Source organism: Halomonas sp. LBP4, from assembly GCF_003202205.1.
GTDB classification, from domain to species: domain Bacteria; phylum Pseudomonadota; class Gammaproteobacteria; order Pseudomonadales; family Halomonadaceae; genus Halomonas; species Halomonas flagellata.
Genome location: NZ_PDOG01000005.1, coordinates 150,178 through 168,720 on the forward strand (window position 1 = coordinate 150,178; position 18,543 = coordinate 168,720).

Genomic DNA, 18,543 nt, shown 5'->3' on the forward strand with positions numbered 1-18,543 from the left:
ATTGATAGTATCCTGATGTATTAACGTCCGGCTTTGCGGCGTGCTAAAGCGAAGTGTAGGCACGTCGGTCTCGAAGCGATTGTTAGGCATTGCTAGACAATTCATTTGCTACCTTATCAAGAAAAATCCGAGCAGCCCTGAAACACTCGTGGAGTGCGACTGAGTCCACTGCCTCGTACAAACCTCGATGCATTATGCCATTTCGAGTGTCTACGATATATTTGATCCACTTCTTGTCAAAGCTCTTAACCCAAGAAGCGGAGTTGAATCCCAGCTGTTTCCATCGGTCCAAGATCTGAGAAAGGTTAATGCGGTTAACCATCTTTTCAAATTCATCATTCGGCGGCTCGCGAACATGCCTTTCCATAAGGCATCTAACGGAGGATTCTATCGCCACCGCCAAACTAATGACTGCTCCGTGATAGTCGTGCACTCCGCGGCGGTGGTGTGCCTCAATGTAGAATTTCTCCCATATTGGAGGAAGAGCTTGGCTGGTCAAAGCGGCTCCAACAGCGTTCCATTGGCGTTTAGTAATTGGGGTCTCGCTCAAGACAACCATGACATGGGGGGCCGCATAGAACCTTTGTTCAGTTTTCAAGTCGATCAGATAGGAGGACCAACCATGATGCAGGTTGGATTCGAAAGGTGGAGAAATTCCGCTGTTTCCTGTTTTCCAACGGACTATTTGTTTCCAATACTCAAATGCCTCTAAAATTGACTCCTCACTCTTGGTGACTAATCTCTCCAACTGTTTTTGCTTTCGTTTTGGGAAGGTGCATGGATCAACCTTTCCAAGGCTCTTTCCTGGAACCGCTAACTCTTTTTCATGATCGAGGATTATATCTATCCGATGCACGGTGTATTTGAGCGGAACTGTTCTGCCTTGTTTCTTTCGCCAAGATGTCAGCTTTATGTCTTGCGAGGTGGACTTCCCGTTCTTAAGCTTTGGCTTTCGTGGAAGGCGAAGAACATACCTATGGTCCCGGAAATAGAAATCGTGACTTTCGCCGCACAGGCTAGGTACGATACTCAAGCCCTCGATATTGCACCGCTTCCAGGTGGCTAGTTGGATACGCGTCATACGTTCGACTGCCTAACAGTTATTAGATGTTGGGGCCCGGGTGATTAATTACGCGCCTGCCTGGGAATCGTTAACGTATTGCTTTTTATATGAGATAATTATACTTAGGCAGCATTTCCCGGAACGTCAGCTTTGGGTCGTCAGCTTCTGTAGCCACCCCATCAGCATAGGTTAACACTCCCCATTCGGCCAATAACAGACTTTGCTGATGCTTCTGAGTTATCGCTCCAAGCCAATCACGAAACGTCCCGACAGCGTTCGCTCTATGATTTACTCTGCTTCATTCATATGGGGGTCAGGGATCATGATCGGCCACGACTTTCCAGATACAAGATCGGGATGACGAGGCTCGGCTTCGGGCAATCCGTATTCATCCCTGATCAAGTCAATTTGATTCAGACAGCGAGCAGCGACTTCCGACCCGCTTCCATCTGTGGCAATCGCGAGTAGCTTCCGGCGAAGTTCGGCAACAGGGACCGGCACGACGTTGTACGCGCCTTCCCAACTTTCGGACGGTACGTGTTCGGTGATGACTCTTTCCATGGTTCGCCAGCCGATAAAGGAACGCTTGTGATCGTTCTCAAATCTGACCAGCAAGAGCAGTCCCTCTTCGTCGGGGGTTTCAGCGACGACGCGGGCAAGCGTCGCAATTCCGGGCGAGGTCGGCCCGTCCTTCAACAGGCCGTACACATGAGCCCGCAAATCGGGGTGAGCATCAAGCAGGCTCCCGAGCTCCCTTGCCAGGTGCCAATTATCCAATGACTTGTCTTCAAAGGCGCCCTGGGCGGTCAGATCGAGGATACGACGCGCTGAAGACCTTGTCCCAAGCCGGAAGGCGGTCGCTCGCCAGCGATGGCTCGCATAGAAGCGCGCATCTTCTTCGGCCAGCTTGAACAAGACATCTTCAGCTTGTTCCAAAGGTGAATCGGCGAAGGCCCCTACCATTTCCTCCAAGAAGCGAGGTTCACGTTGCGCAGGGGGCATGCCGTGAACGACGGCCAAAGCCTCTGCGGGGCGGTTCACGAACGGCAAGAGGCGCAACCACGCTTTGAGCTCATAGCCCTCACTTTGCGTCATTATCCAAGTCTCAGTCTTGGCCGCCTCGAAGGTCTCGGCAATGCCATCGGTCACAGCCTTCGTGTCGATTTCCTCGCCAGAAAGTACAAGGCTGAGGAGTAGATCGGCGCGTGCTCGCCTCGACGCGATGGTGATGAGCTTACGGATGGTGCTATCGCGCCTTCCGTGCGGCAGCTGCGAGGCGACGATGCCAAGTTCGACGGCGAGTTTCTTCTGCTCGTCCGTGACGCCTTCCACGATCAGCGGCTCGATCGCGGAGAATATCACTTCCGCTTCCGCCGAAGTCTCGTCAGGATTGATAGCGCGAGCCGTGCGTTTCTCCTTCACACCCGAGAAGTCAATGCCACCGAGAATGTGCTTTTCTGTCGGTGGTTCGTTCACGGTTCTCCATTGATCGGTAAGCACCCGCGCGGCGAGCGCACCAAAATGCTCGTCCGTTAGATACTCTTGCATTATTGCGGCTGTTTCCGACGTTTTGATCGCCAGGAAGGCGCGCTGATATTCATGAGTCAATGGCCAACGAGCCTCGTTCACGGCCTCGCACGGCCGCCATCTGGCGGCCTCGGCCTCTTTCCGGAAAGCTCTGTAGCGCTCAAGATTGTCGTCAAGCAGCCGCTTCAAAAGGGGTAACAGCTTCACCGACGGGACGCGGCTCGCAAGCGTCGCGATATGGGCCTTCTGCCAGCGCTTCGCGTCGCCCGAAGCGAGCAGGCGGTTGCCCCAGTCTTCGACTAGGCTCTGAATAGCCCGAACCGAATCCGCGTCGAAGGACCTGCCGCGATCGGTCTCGCCGTCGGGATGGCGTGAGAGCAGATCCGCCAAGCGCACTATCCCTCCGTTGTCCGCCTGCGTCGAGCGCGCAAGGACCGCGGCAACGAGGCTTGGACCCGGCACATGTGCGATGCGGGTTTCCATCCCTCTGTAAGTTTCACCTGCTGCGCGGTCGTATTTGTCGCCTACTCGCAGACGCGATCCAACGTCGAGCAACGCGTCAACCAAGCGGCCGACGGCCTCCGGCCCAAGCACTGAGGCGGCAGCTTCCGCGCGATCGTCATGGCAGGTGGGATTAGCCAGCGCCAGTTGAAGCAGCGCTTCATCTTCCAGAGTGAACCCGGCGGACGCCAGAATATCGTCCGCGCCATAGAACAGTGAGCGGCCCGCGCGTACGCGCGCCAGGAGGCCGTCCACGACCGCACACGGATAACGGCTGCGCGCTTCATAGATGAGTTGTACCCTGGCGTCTTGCCTCTGTTCGATTTCCATCGTGCTGATGATGTTGGACAGCTCGGCGCTGTGGTCCTCAGTGCTCCGCGAGTACACAATCACACGCAACCGATCAGCGGCCGACGTTTTTTCCACCTCCTGCCGCTCTTGCGCCGCCACGAGTCCTTTTCTGACCAATTCGTCCGTCACCTCATCGACGAGGCCCTTGCTCGCGATCAGGTCGAAAGTTTTGTCGCCCGCCTCTCGCAACACATCGGCAACATGGCGGTCCGCGCGCCGGAATGCTAGCGCATCGACAACTGAGGCCTGCACCTCAGGGTCAGGGTCGTTCATAGCAATCGCAGTCGCAAGATCGAGGCCATCCATGCCGCTGTGCGAGGCTATCTCGCTCAGTACGATAATTCGCGCCTTCGGAGACAAGGACCTGATCTTCTTCTTGGCGTCTTTTCCAAGGATCGACGGTCTGAACCGTCGGCAATTGCGCAGTGCGTTGAGGCTGATCTGCTTGTTTTCGTCGGTAATGAGCGGCCAGACCGCATCGAGGAATTCGGGTCGGCCCGACGTCAGCATGAAGCGGAAAGCGCGATCCACTTTTCCGGGCGCGTGCCAGCGCGCCACGAGTCCTTGAATGGTCGCAGCAATCTGCGTCCACACTTCTTCAGTGGAACGGAAGATCATCTCGGCGGCGAGGATGGGATCCACCTCGAACGCGGCGATGATCGCCTTGCCACACGCGGTACGCTGGTGCATGTCGCCGCGTGTCAGACGCTCGACAGCAAAGAGGATGGCTTCCTCCCATGCGGGGAGGTTGAACACCTCCGCCTTCAGTGTCTCACGCGCTTTAGGATCGTCGATCTCGGTGATGATCCGGCGCTCGGCCGAATGAGAGGAGTACCATTCCTGAAACTGCTGGTGCTGGAACGAGTAGCCGGGCGTGTCGCCCATACGCGTCAGCACGTGGTTGCTGACGAGCACATCGAGCACCGCGTCGGGCTGTGGCTTGATCGTGATCTGCCCGTTATCGGCCAGAAGGGTTTCCGTCATGAAGATCGATCGCCGCGCATTACTCTCGGCGATGGCCGTGTTTGCCGTCTGCGTGGCGAAGACGGCGAGACCGTCGAGATAGTCCTGCTGTAAGCCTTGCACAGTGGCGCACAGCGCTTCCGCGCGGCTCGCGTCCTTCTCGTGCGCAGACACGAAGTGCCCCAACACCTCCTCCTTGGTCGTCGGGAACGGGGCGTTTTCAGGGAGCAATAGTAGCGATGTCAGATAGAGGGGAGTCGTCACAAGCTCGCGCACGCCCGCCGTGCGCCAAGCCTGATCCAAAACCTTCGCACCTGCGTCGCTGCGCATCGCGACAGCGATCTGCATTTGCTGCTCTTCGTTGAGCGGCAGGAGATCGACGCGTGTTCCTCCGAAAGGAATGTCGAGGACTTGCCTGCGCGTCGACACGACGAGGCCGAGTTCCGGTAACTCCGCCTTGAGCCTGGAGACCTGCACGCGCGCACGGGCCCGCGATTGCGTGTCCAGCTCGTTCCAGCCGTCGAGTAGCAGCACGATTCCGTGCTGGACGGCAGTCTTGCGAAAGTCATCTTCCGAGATTCCACGGAACGCCTGACGCTTGAGGACCGACTCCAGAACCGTCGCACCTTCCGTCGCCCAATCGCCGAGTGGCACGACGATGGGCATGTCCTTGCTGCTGGCCAGCATGCCTTCGGCGATCTGGAAGAGTGTCGTGGTCTTGCCCATGCCGGGCCCGGCAACGAGGATCAGATCATCCAGCGACGTGACCGCCCTCGCGAGCGCGCTTGTCGTCACTGGGTCATCAAACCCATCTACTTCCAACGTGAGAGCAACTGACGTGGATGGCCATTTCACGGTCTGTTGGAAGACCTTGAGATCTGCTTCTGCGGCGGTCCGAATACGTGCCGCCAACTGGGTGTCTCCGGCAACCGCAGGCCCACGCGGCACTTCGTTACGCAGCACGCGGCGCCATGACTCGATTTCCGCCTGTCTCTTCCATTCGCGGAGCCGCCCGATAGTGAATTCCGGATCGGTGGAGTCGATCGCCTTGCCGTGATCGCGGCACATCCAGATGCCGTTCCTCGCGGAAGAGCGCTCCTCTGGTGACATAGTCTCATCGTAGCGTGGGCCGCCGGGCGCAGCCGCACAGATGTGGGCCGCCGTGCCGATGTTGATTTCGCCTTCGCCGTCCGACGTTGCACCGACCGTCGGCGTGCGACACGTTGGAAACGAGCACAGCCAGCCAGCCCGCTTCGCGATCTGTAGCCTGGTCCTCTCAGTGAAATCGTCTCTATTCCTGCGTTTCGCCATTATGTATGTACGGTTACACGGATTCGCTGTAACTAACCGGAATTTAACAAGCTAACGGATCGTGCTGTATAGGATCAAGTTGCCGGTGCGGACTCAATATCGAAACCTAACTTTTCAACAAGTCGAGTGCCCAGTTTGGGTCATCAACTGCCCCAGCACCCCCATCAGCATAGACTAAAGTTCCTCACTCGGCCATAAGCGGACATATGGAACAGCCACACACCATAAAATTTATATACATCCTATTTAGCAGATGCGTTATTCAGTGTTTCCATCAGAACATTTGAAATAAAGCTACAAGCTTCTGTTAGACTCATTGGGTCATTGGGCGAATTGAACTTACCTGCAGCATGTCGCGCATCTTTCCCAGCCATCTCTGCACAATTTGCAGAACGGGTAAAACGTTCGCGCTGTTTGGCAGAGCATAGTCCGCTTTTATTAACATGCTGTCCAAGATGTCTCTCAATATCCTCAAGTATCCGATACAGACGAGGCCATGTTTTAAGAGGGTCACCCCATAAAGCCAGCGCTGTCCGCAAATGATAGTTATTAATAGCGCCAGAAAGTAGCTCTTGCCCCTGTATTATAGCAAGCTCCTCTAAACTCTGGCCGCCGACAACAGGGACAGCCTTTACTTTCGAGCGAATCGTAATAACAGTGGATGCAGGATTATACCTTGCACGCTTACCATCATCTGTCTCTTTAATCACTTCTAAATCAGTTGGCCTACGATGGCCCGGGCATAAAAGTGATATTACAGCCGAGAACTCATCGATGACTTGAAGCGCCATATCTTGGATTTTTGAAAACTCTTCATGCGATTTGAATGCAGGCCCAGTAAGATATACGGACCCATCCTCTTCAAACGAGAAAACATCACCATCAGGAAACCAACGAGGGAACTCTTCAAGATCAAAATGATCCCCACACAACCTAATCAACCATCGAGCCATTTCCCCCTCCCTCAGAGGCTGAAAAACTATATTCTACATAAAACGTCAGATTGAATTATCGCTTCCGGCCAGGAGCTGACCTTCAGAAAATGCTAAAGCATTCCTAAGAAAGAAAAGTGATTGCCCTCTCTCTGCCCTGAATGGAGTGTTGCTTTACTCGGTTGCGAAACAGTGATAAGAGCGGGATAGCGTTCCGCGCGGTATGTAGGCATAGAGATCCATCTCGCCGTATTCAGCCAGTTTGGCATAAGCCGAGGTTTCGTTCGATTCCATTATTTCTTGCTCTTCTTTTTGCTTATTTTTGATGCTGGATATCTCTTCTTCTAGCTTGGCTATATTACTCATCAAATTTTCACGACTTTGTAAAACAAAGTTATTGCGTGACAAGTCATCCTGCAGAGTAGCAAGCTCTGTTTCTTTGCTAATTAGTTCGAAGGAATATCTGAAATCATTACCCATGGTGTGAGTACCAACAGCAAGCTGCCAAGTGTTAAGTTCCAGTCCAGACATTCTTTGGCTGCGTACGTAATAGTCTTCATTCATATGGATGGGGACTTGGAGCTCGTCAGTATTTGTGTAACGATATCTTTCCTCAAGAAAGTCAATTTCTATTCGCATGTTTCCTGTGACATAACTGTATTGGGGATGAAATAGGGATGGCGTGTTGCTGATATCTTGTCCACCTATTCCTTGAATCTCATGAGACTTTCTGAGACGTGATATATCAGGTGGAGCAATTCTCATCAGCTCTTCAAAGGAAATTCCGCCATCGCGAATCTCAATATCGTTAATCCTAACCCAGTCAAGGCCTTCTTTCACATAAAGCTCTCCGGGGGTCAGTATATTGCTTCGAAACTTGTAGTCTTCACTTTGGCACCGAAAGGTTATCTCAGATGTAAAGAATGAGCTCTTCACATCTTGGTATTGGCTGTAAAGCGACTCGCCTTGCTGTCCATAAACATCAATGGAGAGCATCAGCAGTATGTAGGGTAGAAATTTTATCATTATGGCGACCTATTTATGAGCGAGGACTAAAGTTCACTATCGGCCAATAGCGGACTATCAGCGACACCTGATATAACGCTGCCGTTCAGGTACGGTGCGCCGCAGGCGCAGCGTCGCCTGCAACGGTTGGTTATATCTTGGTTAGGTCGAAAGGTAGATCAAACTTTGCGTACTCTGCGATGTCCGCTACAAAGGATTCCCAGTCATGCCTCACGACTCGCTTCGCGACATAGTGGGCGGCCATTAGCGAGAACGTACCACTTACCGCACCGAGATCGGTAACGAGTTGAGTCAATCGGCCTGTGTTATCACCACCGTAAGATAGATAGATTGCGTCTCGATAGTTGGCCTTTCCTCGGTACCGAAAAGCCTGAACCAGGAAGTTCAGATACGCCGGTCCGAGCTTAGCGTCTCTCAACGCCTTCGCAGCGTTCGACCGAAAGCTGTTGAATCCACCCTGCTTGTAGGCAGAACTATCCTTGACTTGCTCCTCGAGGCGCCATTGTTCGTATTCCGCTGTACCCTTCAGGTAAGAATAAGCCGCACCAAAGGCCATTTTACGATTTTTTGGTTCCAAGTTCAGATCATGTGTATTGTCGCACCGGAGATCGCGCATCACTTCCTGCACATTCTTAGGGGTTATGTCAGAAATGTTCAGGTCGAACGGGGACTTTACCAAACGAGCAGTTACCAGTTCGGATTGCCAAACTTTTCCCGCTGCAGCGTGTGATTGCGGGTCTGCACCGGACGACGCAGCAAGCATTGCCTTGGCGGCATAATAGATTGCGTAGTACCAGGCGATGATAGCAGAACGCACAACTGGATACGGATTTTGAATCACTTTCATGCTGTCGAGTGCGCTTACGTTGTGCATAGACATCGTGAGGCATTCGTAGGCAAGCGAGTCAGCTTCCTCGTTTACACGCCTTCTCTTCACGTCTCGGTAGAATTGCCTGAGATCCTCATGGAAAAAACCACTCTCAGTGAGAATCGCCAAGCCACGCATCCAATTCACAGTTCCCTGGAATGCGAAACGAGGCTTTGGCTGGTCCCCGTGGTTAAATAGCTTGTTCAGTAGCCACATAGACTGCACCAAGAAATATCGTCCACGTTCAGGTGCGTTTGACCCGATGTGTGCCCAGCGGCAGCAAGGGCACGCATCGGGTCAAACGTCACTTGCAACGGTTTGATAGAACTCACCTTCGAGCACCGATGGGTATACGTTCTTGACCTGAGAATCAACTTGCTCAACGAATTTTGTGGCGGTTGCCAAAAGGTGTTCAACTAAACTAAGGTCCAGTTTGATCGCCTCGCCACATCGACGCCGGCCATTTCTGTGAACTATGTCGTGCCGGACGTCGATTGCCCGAAAGATTTCCGACATTTCTTTCGGGAATTCCACGCACAAGGTTCCGCGATATAGCTCCCGAACCTTTGCAAGGTTGTGGTACATCAATCCCTCAAGGTACTCGGTCACTTCACCCTTAATCCCATCGTGCCGGCGAAAGATGTCTTTCAATTCTAACTTTCGCTTCTGCAGTTCTGGGTCAGACTCAACAAGACGACGAATTAGCGGCGGAAAGCTCACTACCGTATACACAAATGTGTCTGATAGGTATGTCTCCAAGGCGGCTATTACATTTGCGAATAGGACTTTTGCCAGCAAGTCTGTGTTGCCCAAGGCCCGACCCTGACTGGAAAGCTCAGAAACTTCTGCTGCACTTTTCTGAAATACCTCGAAGAACCTAGTGTGCGGTTTGACGACGTCCTCTAAGTGCTCAAACCCTTCATACCATCCGCCATTCACTATATCCGTTGCGTCCAACTGAACCGGAGCCTGTTTGTCGCAGGATTCGAGAAAGGCACGCGCAAACAAATTGAAATTCTGAGATGGGTATTGGAACCCGCATGGATGCCAGTCTTCGCTCCACACAGGAGAGGGATTGAGCATATAGTTGACCAGGTCGTTCGCATGAACCCGCTCCGGTTCAGACATATAGAAGACGGCTTCTGGCCTATCCCGAACGATCACCGAAAACGCTTCTAGCCACTGCTCGAATTTTCCGTATTTCGCACATATGGCTCGGTGTGATCTGACAAAATCCGCATCATATTCTTCTAACTCCGGTAGCTTTTTTAGCTCTTCTTTGATGGACTCGATGAAATCGCGTTTACATGCCTCAAGCGTGTAGCCGAGAACCTCAAGTCGATTAATTATCGTCTCGACGGAGGCTTCAAAGACGTACGCTGTCTCGGTCTCCCCTTCGTCAGCTATTTCACCCCAAGTGAGGTCGTTTCTATCGGAAACCTTGCGTGTGAAGACAAGCTTATCGCTCTCTTTGAAGATCCATTGATCCAAGCGATTTTTCGTATCTTCGACAGGGTACCTTTGGAAGTAGAGCGTCGCGATGCTACCCATAGTTTCAACCGAGTTCTATCAGTGACTAGACTGCTCATCCCATGATTAGATGAACCCGCCGGAACGTTCATACGTGTTATACCGCACGTCATTCACAGCCCAACCTACTGAAATCACGAGAAATTAAGTATAGATCGGCAGTATAACACCGATAATTTTTCAAGCTGCATAACACGGATAAACATGCCGACTGCATTTCCCGAAATGTCTGCTTTGGTTCGTCAACTGCCTTGGACACCCCATCAGCCTAGTCTAAAGTTCCACATCCGGCCAGAAGCGGATGTTCAGTGATGTCTGATGTAACGCTAAGCATCAGCGGCGGCGCACAGTGCCGTCCGCTGCATGCTGTTGTTGGGCAACAGCTACCACATCCGCTCCTCAAACAGCGCAAAGTGGCGCTCCAACTCTCCCATGAAGTGTGGCCGGTTCGCCATCAGCCAAGCCCTTCCGTCTTCCGTCAAATCCCACTTACCATCATCGGTATGTACGACGAAAGGGCCAAGATCTACGAGCGTAGGGCTTAGCAACTCTTGAGTTGGATTAGACAAAGAAACGGAGAACACAGACCCAACGGTGGTGCGAATTCCGGAAGACGCCGCCCGAACGAGAACGCCAGCGTTCAACAAAGACGCGACTGCCGGCTGCTCAAGCGGAAGCCGCAGGCTCTTCGCCCCCGCGATGAAGAATTCACGTAGAACCGCCTTTTCGGCACCATCTAGCTGCAGCATGAAGTCCTGCACAGCCGTTTCAGCAGCTTTCCTTCGGTGGTGGCTCCGGGCTTTTCCATAGGACCAAATCCCAACCTCAACCGCCAGCAGAGAAATGGATACAACGAAGATAATGCCCGCATAAGGAGCAAAATCTTCCCGGAGCTGAGCCAGAGCAAGCCTCTCCAACCAAGGCAACGGCAGGAAAAGCAGCAGCCCGGACGCAAAGACCAACACGGCCACAAGCCGCGTCGGCACCTTGGCCAAATCTGCTATCCGGGAAATCCACTCCATTCGTTCTCCTATCGCACCCAAAGCTCAGCATCAGCGGCGGCGCCCAGCGCCGTCCGCTGCATGCTGTTGTTGGGAGTGCGGCCCCAGGCTGGATCACACTCCATCATCGGGATCACTGCTTTCTAGCAAGTCCTCACGGGCATTCTCCAACACTAGGCGCCCCATCACTGGCAACCATCGCTCCTGATCATTGAGGAGGCGTCGTGCCGTGGGAAACACGGAAGCTCGACCGTCCTCGCCAATCGCAGCAAGTTCGGGGCTCCGACCAAGGGCGACAGCAGCTCGCCGGTGCCGGACACCGCCGGCCGCAAGAACCCTAGCTGCTGGCGTGGGGACACCGAAACGCAGATGCTCAGGAAAATCGACCACGGCCTGCGATAGCTCACGCTCGTTCTCCTCGAGTAGCTTCTTGAGCAAGCCAACAGCCTGTTCGACCACTACCTGAAGGACGTGGCTGATCACCCTAGCGTGAACACCCAGCATCGTGTCGATATCGATCCCCGCCCTTCGAGCTAGCTCGACCAGGGGCTGACCGTCGATCCATGCATCGAGGATCCGAGCAAAATCCGAACGTGACGGGGATGCATCCCGGTACGCCTCCTTGACTGCCTCAGCCACTTCGGGGAGGTCCCATGCCCACGTTAGCAGCGTCTCTGTCAGCTCCGGGTCGGTTGCAGCTGCGATGTCATCCCAACTCTCCCGCATGGGCAGCAGCTTCACTTCCACCGACTCCAGCATCCGGGCGCGCGTACCCGTTTCTCGAATCCAGCTGAGTCGTCCAGCCCCCTTGATTGCTGACACCCGTCGAGCACGCAGCTCGAATACATGCTTCATGAGAGCCGTTGTCGCGGGCTGAGCCTGGCTGGCCGCAAAGGTCTGACTCGACAGTTCACCGGCGATCCATATCAGCTCGTCCTCCCCCAGCTCTTCTGCCGCAAGGTCGATGAGTGTTGCATCGATGCCGTCGATCAGGGTGTGGAGCGCGGTCGCGCCTTCAAGGATGTCATTCGTAAGCGTGATGCTCCGCTGGCTGAGTGCAGCCTGAAGGCGTCCCATCAGCTCGATCAGTGCACCAGAAACGCGCTCACCCGGCTGCTGCTGAGCCACGGGGGCCACCAACGGCCATTGCGCAGGGTTGGCGCAGATGACAAGGCCCTTGGTTGTTGCCCCAGCTCGCCCCGCACGTCCGACCAGATTCTTGATGTCGCGTGCGAGCAGGTTCTCTGCGGCCCCGTCTGGACCGCGGCGTTGTACCGAATACAAGACCAGCGTTCTGATTGGCAGATTGACCCCCTCCGCCAACGTGTTCGTGCAGATCGCCAGTCGAACATCCTCCTTACGAACCAGAGCTTCCAAGATTTCTCGGCTTTCCTGCGGAATGTCCCCGTGATGCAGAACGGCTCCCGCCGCGAGTGTTCGTGTCCCGACCCATGACGCGCCGTACTCAAGGGTGAAATACTCGACGGCGGTCTGAAGCTTTGCGGCGTCATCGACAAACTGAATAGGAGCGGGCATGGGCAGTGGGTTCGCCAGTTGCGACAGCAACTCATTGGCGAGACCTACAGCACCTTGGTTTCCCCGCTTGTTGGCAGCGAACACAGCAACCGCTCCCATCGATAGTGCCTTCCTTGCTGTGGCGACGGCCTGAGCCTTCACGGACTTAAAGGAGTATGTATTCAGCCGACCTGTTGAGGCATTGCGATAGCGAAAGTCATCACGGCTTAGAAAACGCTCGATCAAGAATGTAGATTCATGATGGTGCGGGTGTAGCTGTAGCGCGACAGTCGCATCGGTGTTCTTGCCGGCAACACGAAGCGCTGCGAACTCAGCGTGAGCTGGGCGGTAGTCGCTGCGGACGACCGTTGCATCCGTGCCGCCCAGCCACGCATTGATCTCTTCGATATTCGGTACGATAGCGGACACGAAGACGAACTTTGGCGGGCCGCTCTCGCGGGCTCTCATTCGAGCGAGCAGCAATTCCAGCCCTACCCCACGGGCCTTACCATCGAGGAGGTGCCCCTCATCGCATATCACGAGGGAGATTCGGGAGAAAAAGCCCGGTTCTGCGCTAAGCAGACCCGAAAGCGCTTCCGGTGTCGCAACGAGCGCCCGCGTATCATCTAGGTCTCTTACTTCATCGCCTGTGGGCACAGTCCCCCCATATGCGCATCGAGCAGGGAGACCCATGCGGCCAAGGCGCTTGACGAGACTGCCGCGCAGTTCCGCTGCGAGTGAGCGAAAGGGAACGAGTAGGATTGCCACATCCTGCGGATGCCGGTTCAGATGATAGAAGAGCAGCGTCTCCGAGAGTGCTGTCTTACCAGCGCCCGTCGGCATCTGGATGGAGAAGGAGGCCACTCCTCCCAGTAGCCCGCTCCTAATGGCATCTATCTGGGAAGGGAAGAAGTCCCATGTCGGTGGGTCCCGGTTGAGGAGCGACCGAACGAGGGGGTCCCAGAATTCCGCCTCGCCATCTGGGAGGACAGCACGGATGTTGGTTTGCACGAACCTAGAGAGCATCCGTTGGAACAGGCGCCATCCGACCCATTCATCGGGATGGGTTTGCAGCGCCGATACCTCCATCTCAGCAGCATGCTCAATCTGCGAACGGATTGCCTCTAGGTCACCGCCGCGCAAGGCGCCGACAAGAGCACGTACGCGTGCCGACTGGATCGTCGATGGCCTCGAAAGTAGCTCATAGCACGCTCGCTGGACCTCTCCGAGGGCATTCGGATCCGTGGCCTTGAGCGTCAGGTATGCCGACGCCGAATAGCCCCCGAAGTAGAACGCCGCCGCCGCGAAGACAGCGGCTTCTGGTGACAAGATCCCGCGATAGGCCGGTGCCTGATCGACTCCGACGCCGCCTGCCTGAGTGATCGCGTTGCCCAAGCGCGACCAGTCGACAGAATCCCTGTACGGCTCATGAAGCCGGTCAAAGAGCTCGCCGACGAGCGAAATGTAGTAGTCGTCGCCCCGCGAACGCAGATAGTCCAACTGGAGCGGTAGCTGCGAGAATCCGAATCGCTCCACATGGTGGAGGGCGTCCGCGTCACTAACCCACTTGGCAAGAGTCTCCCTCATGTCCCTTCCCCAGGCTCTAGGACGGTCGTATGTACAGCATCAAAGACCTCTTCGTAGCGCTGCTTCAAACTTGGAACGGCGATCACGACCACCGTGTGGTCTGCCGGTTGTTCATCAGGGGTGTCCTCGAGTTCCTCGTCTACCAGGCTTGCGCATACAACGGCCACCGCCCGAAACTGCTTCAGGGCAGGCGGATGGTCGGTAGCCTTGATGAAACGCTCCAATTGATCGACGGTGGTGGTGTCGAAGGCGTCGATGAGTGCGCGCTCCTTCAGCCAGACGAGGGTCTTCGCCAATCGACTCGTCCGGTCTTTCTCGCAGTCCGTTATCGCCGCCTTGACCGGTGAGGAGTCGCCGGCCGTTGACTTCGTTTTAACCTCAGAGCACAGGACCCGGTCTTGCTCGGAGGGTTGGGGCCAGTTCGGAAGTACGAAGTGAACAACATCAGAGTATGGCGCCGGCTTCGTCCGGTCCTGCTTCAAGCGCCACTTCTTCGGGCCAATTAGTTCTGTTCCTGGCTCGACGGCTGCATGGTATAGAAAGACCAGGATTTCCCCGAAGTCGCCTGCCATGGTAGAGCCGCGATCCGGCAGCTTGGCGGCGACGATCTCTGATTTCGGGCGCCCCGTCGCCTGCGCCCGCGCCTCGAGTAGAGCATCGTCGATGTAGCACCGACGAACTGGCACACCGAGTACATCCGCCCAGGCAGCCGCGTGCTCGTCGGACACGCAGACCAGCACGTAGGGAGACTGATGCTCGTCAGCAAACCATGGTGCGATGGCGCTGATATCGACGCCCAAGTCTCTCATCGTGAGCCCATTCCTCTTCCCCTAACAGTGATTAAACAGCCCATCCTATGATTGGATGAAAGTGCTTGCGCGTTCATTCGTGTTATACCGCACGTCATCCACAACCCAACCGCCTGAAATCTATAGGAATTAAGTATAGATCGGCAGTATAACCCCGATCATCGTGCCAGCTGCATAACACGGATCAGCATGCCGTCTGCATTTGCCGGACTGTCCGCTTGGGGTCGAAAGCCGCCTGTCGCGATATACAGCTCTTTCCTACAACTCGATACAATCAATGGTGGCAGCTATGGATCAAATGCTGCCCTTTAAACGCGCAGTTAATCTGCGCTCCTACGAAAACCGTTACCCTGGCAAGCGCGGGTCGAGATTTTCGATCTGGCACGCTACCGCCGAGAGTGACCGATCACCGGCCCTCCTTCCTGGCGGTCGCAGGCCGCCAGCGTGACTCCATCGGGATATCATTAGAATCCGATCTGACACATTCATTTACATTCAGCTTACTAAATGATGCGTAGGCTTGCGTAGTCAAACCTGAGAAAAAAGTCGTAGGGGGCTGGCACCATTGGCTAACCTCGTCACTCAGGGCTGGAAGTGCTGCTCGTCGTTGATGCACTGCCGTACCATCAAGGTCTCGTGGTTGATCTGCTTGCGGGCGCGGTACTGGTCGCCGAGGGAGCGGTGTTGAGGTAGGACATGCCAGGGGTTGCTGGTGCGTTCCCGAGCCAGGCGGTCGCGGGCATCGGTGCCGATGTCGACATCGATGCCTGGTGCCGGCCGACGCGAAGGGTGGTCGATTTCCTACAGAGGGGCTCCGAGATGTCGCATATCAGGTGGGGAGAGCAGCAGTTAGGGTATTGGTGTGACGTGCTGCATGACCCAACCCCTTCGGGTGTGTAATCAGCGTCCAGGGCAGGGAGAGCGCCTGCGGCTATGGACAGCCAACAGTTCTCATCGGGTCTGTAGATAAAGTAGTACCTTGCGTTTCCCCGGCTACGAGCCGGGGCTTTCCGTGTTCGTCACACGTCGACGTGAGCACCTGTGATGGGCAACCAAGCGTCGTCGATCTTCTGGCTCGCCCAGTCCAGGGCGCAGCCCCAAGCCACGTGCTCGTCGAGCGTGGTGGCATCGGGTGAGTCTTCGGATCTGGCGACTCGTCCAGATGCCAATTCAGGATTGCGAGCCACTCCCTCGTGACTGGGTCTTGCGTGAGTAACAGCTCAACCTCAGTTGAGCGAAATGAAAACACGCAGCGCTTCTCGCTCATGGCACACCCTCCAAGGTTGACCTCAGCAGAGTAGCGGCATCGGTGGGAGGCTGGGGATGCGCCATCACGTCGTTCAGTGTCAGCCATTGCCGACAACATCCCGTCGTCATAATCTGACGACGGGCATCGAGACCGCGAACCGCGGCGCGGGTGATGTCGCGGGTGTCGGCGGTGGGGCGCTCCAGGGGAACCACGGCACTGTTGTGGCACTGGCCAGGAAAGGCTGATTCGTACGAACACCAGCACCGCACGAGATACACTGCCTGGCGGCGCAGCTTCTCCACTGCCTCCGCACAGCTGGGCTTACCCTCCACCTGCAATGCTTCACTGCTTATCTGCACTACTTCCCGTGGCTGCCTTTTCTCGCTTCGACTTCTCTCGCGCACGTTCTGTCAGCTCGTTGTCGACGGCCATCTTCCGAAGAGCTATCCCCTCCGGAAGCCCGCGGCACATCCAGCGGAGGACCTTGCGGACGTCGCCATCCTCGAAGCCTTCCACTGTGCCAGGCACCGACCGCATCCCTAGGCTTTGTCCGAAAACTCGAATTTGCTAATGTCACCTATGCCTCAGCAGCATAGGTGACCCATGGCAGGACGCTACGAGATCTCTGACAAGGGCTGGGCCCTCATTGAAGATATCGTGTCACCGCCGCAGACCACGGGGCGGCCGCGCCGCGATGACCGTCAGGTGTTGAACGGCATCTTCTGGATCCTTTGCTCAGGCGCCAAATGGCGCGATCTGCCGGAGCGCTACGGCCCCTGGAAGACGGTCTATGACCGCTTCCGCCAGTGGCGCGATGATGGCACCTTCGAGGCTATCCTGGCTCGCCTCCAGCTGCGGCTGCGTGAAGATGGATTAATGGATCTGGACACATGGATGATTGATTCGACGTCGATCCGTGCCACCCGAGCCGCCTCTGGAGGCGGCAAAAAGGGGGGCAGCAAGAACCCGTAGACCATGCCCTGGGGCGGAGTCGAGGCGGGCTGACGACCAAGATACACATGGTGTCTGATCGAAATGGGTGGCCGCTGACCTTCACCTTGTCGCCGGGACAGGACTCGGATACCCGGCTCTTCATCCCGACCATGGAGCACGTCCACTTACCTGGTCCCGTAGGCAGACCGCTCAAGCGGTGCCGTTTCATCGTCGCGGATAAGGGCTATGACAGCGATCCGCTTCGCCGCTACTGCGACCGACACCGGATGAAGCCCATCATTGCCAGGCGCAAAATGAAGCGCAAGGCACGCCCTGGTGCACCGAGGGGCTTTGACAAACCCCGGTATCGCGACAGGAATATCATCGAGCGCTGTTTCGGGTGGGTCAAAGAGCTACGCCGGGTCTGCACGCGGTACGACAAGTTGGCCAGCAGCTTCAGAGCCATGGTATGCCTGGCGTGCATAGACCGCTGCTTGCGAGCAGACTTTTCGGACAAAGCCTAGCTCCTCGATGAGCGCGTCCGTGGTAGCCCGAGAGAACCCGTCACGCCCAGACCTCAACTTGGCATAATCCTGGAAGGACGCCTGGCCCTTGAGGCTCTTCTTGATCAGTTGGGTGACAGCCTCTGATCGCTCCCGATGCTGGGGTACCTGGGGCAACGGGATCAGATTGCAGACACGGATCGCCTGCTGCCACCCGGCATACTCCCTGCCGGCTGCGAGGTTGCCGGCTGCCCAGTCATTCAGCATCCGACAGAACGCATCCGCTCCCGCTTCGGCAGCGACCGGCTGGGACATGGGCACCACCACACGGATCACGCCATTCGCCACGCGGAAGCCAGCGGCCTCTGCCACCTGTTCCAGTTCAGGCGGAAGATGTTCCGACGAAACATAGGCACGTGACAAGGCACCCCCGGCAGAGGCACCTAGCGTGTGAAACCCCTGGGCATTCAGCGCCCAGACGGCCTCTGCAATAGCAGCGTCGACACTGGTTTCCTCACCCGCACCCGGTAGCGGGATTCGCACACGCTTCTGGTGTCGCTGGTAGTTACCGATCCGGTAGAAGGAAATGGCCCCCTCCCGAAACTCTCTGTTCCGCTGATACAGAGACCAGAAGCGAGCCAACCAGCTCGAGTCGAAGTCACGAAGGGGAATCACGAAGGTGCCGATCGGGTCCGTCGGCGCCCCCTCACTGTCGCAGTAGTACAGATGGATATCGACGTCGCCAGTATCCTCGTGGAGCGTCTCGAAGTAAGCCGCGTACTCAAGGCACGCTGCCCGCCCCTCGATATCACCTTGAAATAACTTGGTGGCCAAGAGCTCCATGACAGCTCTCCTCTGAATACATTACCCTCGC

At 55.8% G+C, this 18,543-nt stretch carries 11 protein-coding genes; 1 reads left to right on the forward strand and 10 read right to left on the reverse strand.

The features are described 5' to 3' along the window. Nucleotides 1-82 precede the first annotated feature (82 nt). The 9 genes from CR157_RS22370 to CR157_RS17175 all read right to left on the reverse strand — a co-directional run bounded on the left by CR157_RS22370 (nt 83) and on the right by CR157_RS17175 (nt 14,975). Nucleotides 83-1,081 carry a hypothetical protein gene (locus CR157_RS22370; RefSeq protein WP_146218716.1) on the reverse strand — a complete coding sequence of 333 codons (999 nt, stop codon included), beginning with the start codon at nt 1,079-1,081 and terminating at the stop codon, nt 83-85. Nucleotides 1,082-1,351: 270 nt separating this feature from the next. Then, nucleotides 1,352-5,473, reverse strand: a complete 4,122-nt coding sequence (locus tag CR157_RS17150; RefSeq protein WP_219999968.1) for an NACHT domain-containing protein — start codon at nt 5,471-5,473, stop codon at nt 1,352-1,354. Between the two features lie 485 nt (nt 5,474-5,958). Then, nucleotides 5,959-6,669, reverse strand: a complete 711-nt coding sequence (locus CR157_RS22375; RefSeq protein ID WP_146218717.1) for a hypothetical protein — start codon at nt 6,667-6,669, stop codon at nt 5,959-5,961. Between the two features lie 153 nt (nt 6,670-6,822). Beyond that, on the reverse strand, nt 6,823-7,674 hold the full coding sequence (locus tag CR157_RS22380; RefSeq protein ID WP_146218718.1) for an OmpH family outer membrane protein: 852 nt from the start codon (nt 7,672-7,674) through the stop codon (nt 6,823-6,825). A 130-nt stretch (nt 7,675-7,804) separates the two neighbouring features. Then, nucleotides 7,805-8,680: a hypothetical protein gene (locus CR157_RS17155; RefSeq protein ID WP_110284758.1), complete on the reverse strand. Its 876-nt coding sequence runs from the start codon at nt 8,678-8,680 to the stop codon at nt 7,805-7,807. A 159-nt stretch (nt 8,681-8,839) separates the two neighbouring features. After that, nucleotides 8,840-10,093, reverse strand: coding sequence for a HEPN/Toprim-associated domain-containing protein (locus CR157_RS17160; RefSeq protein WP_110284759.1), 1,254 nt, complete (start codon nt 10,091-10,093; stop codon nt 8,840-8,842). Between the two features lie 362 nt (nt 10,094-10,455). Continuing rightward, entirely contained in the window at nt 10,456-11,094 is a 639-nt protein-coding gene (locus CR157_RS17165) for a super-infection exclusion protein B (RefSeq protein ID WP_110284760.1), read from the reverse strand. Nucleotides 11,095-11,187: 93 nt separating this feature from the next. Beyond that, nucleotides 11,188-14,175, reverse strand: a complete 2,988-nt coding sequence (locus CR157_RS17170; protein WP_110284761.1) for a DEAD/DEAH box helicase — start codon at nt 14,173-14,175, stop codon at nt 11,188-11,190. Next, complete coding sequence (locus CR157_RS17175) at nt 14,172-14,975, reverse strand: Hachiman antiphage defense system protein HamA (RefSeq protein WP_219999969.1); 804 nt, start codon at nt 14,973-14,975, stop codon at nt 14,172-14,174. The genes CR157_RS17170 and CR157_RS17175 overlap by 4 nt, the downstream gene beginning before the upstream one ends. A gap of 1,861 nt (nt 14,976-16,836) precedes the next feature. On the opposite strand from CR157_RS17175, the gene CR157_RS17185 reads away from it, so the two are divergent. Next, nucleotides 16,837-17,690 (forward strand): IS5 family transposase gene (locus CR157_RS17185; protein ID WP_258364213.1). Its coding sequence is split into 2 segments (ribosomal slippage): nt 16,837-17,190 and nt 17,193-17,690, totalling 852 coding nucleotides; the frame shifts between segments, so codons are not numbered across the junction. Here CR157_RS17185 and CR157_RS22385 read toward each other — a convergent pair. Beyond that, the gene (locus CR157_RS22385; RefSeq protein ID WP_146218720.1) at nt 17,580-18,512 is read right to left on the reverse strand and encodes a hypothetical protein; all 933 of its coding nucleotides are present in this window, start codon (nt 18,510-18,512) and stop codon (nt 17,580-17,582) included. The genes CR157_RS17185 and CR157_RS22385 overlap by 111 nt on opposite strands. Nucleotides 18,513-18,543: the final 31 nt, after the last annotated feature.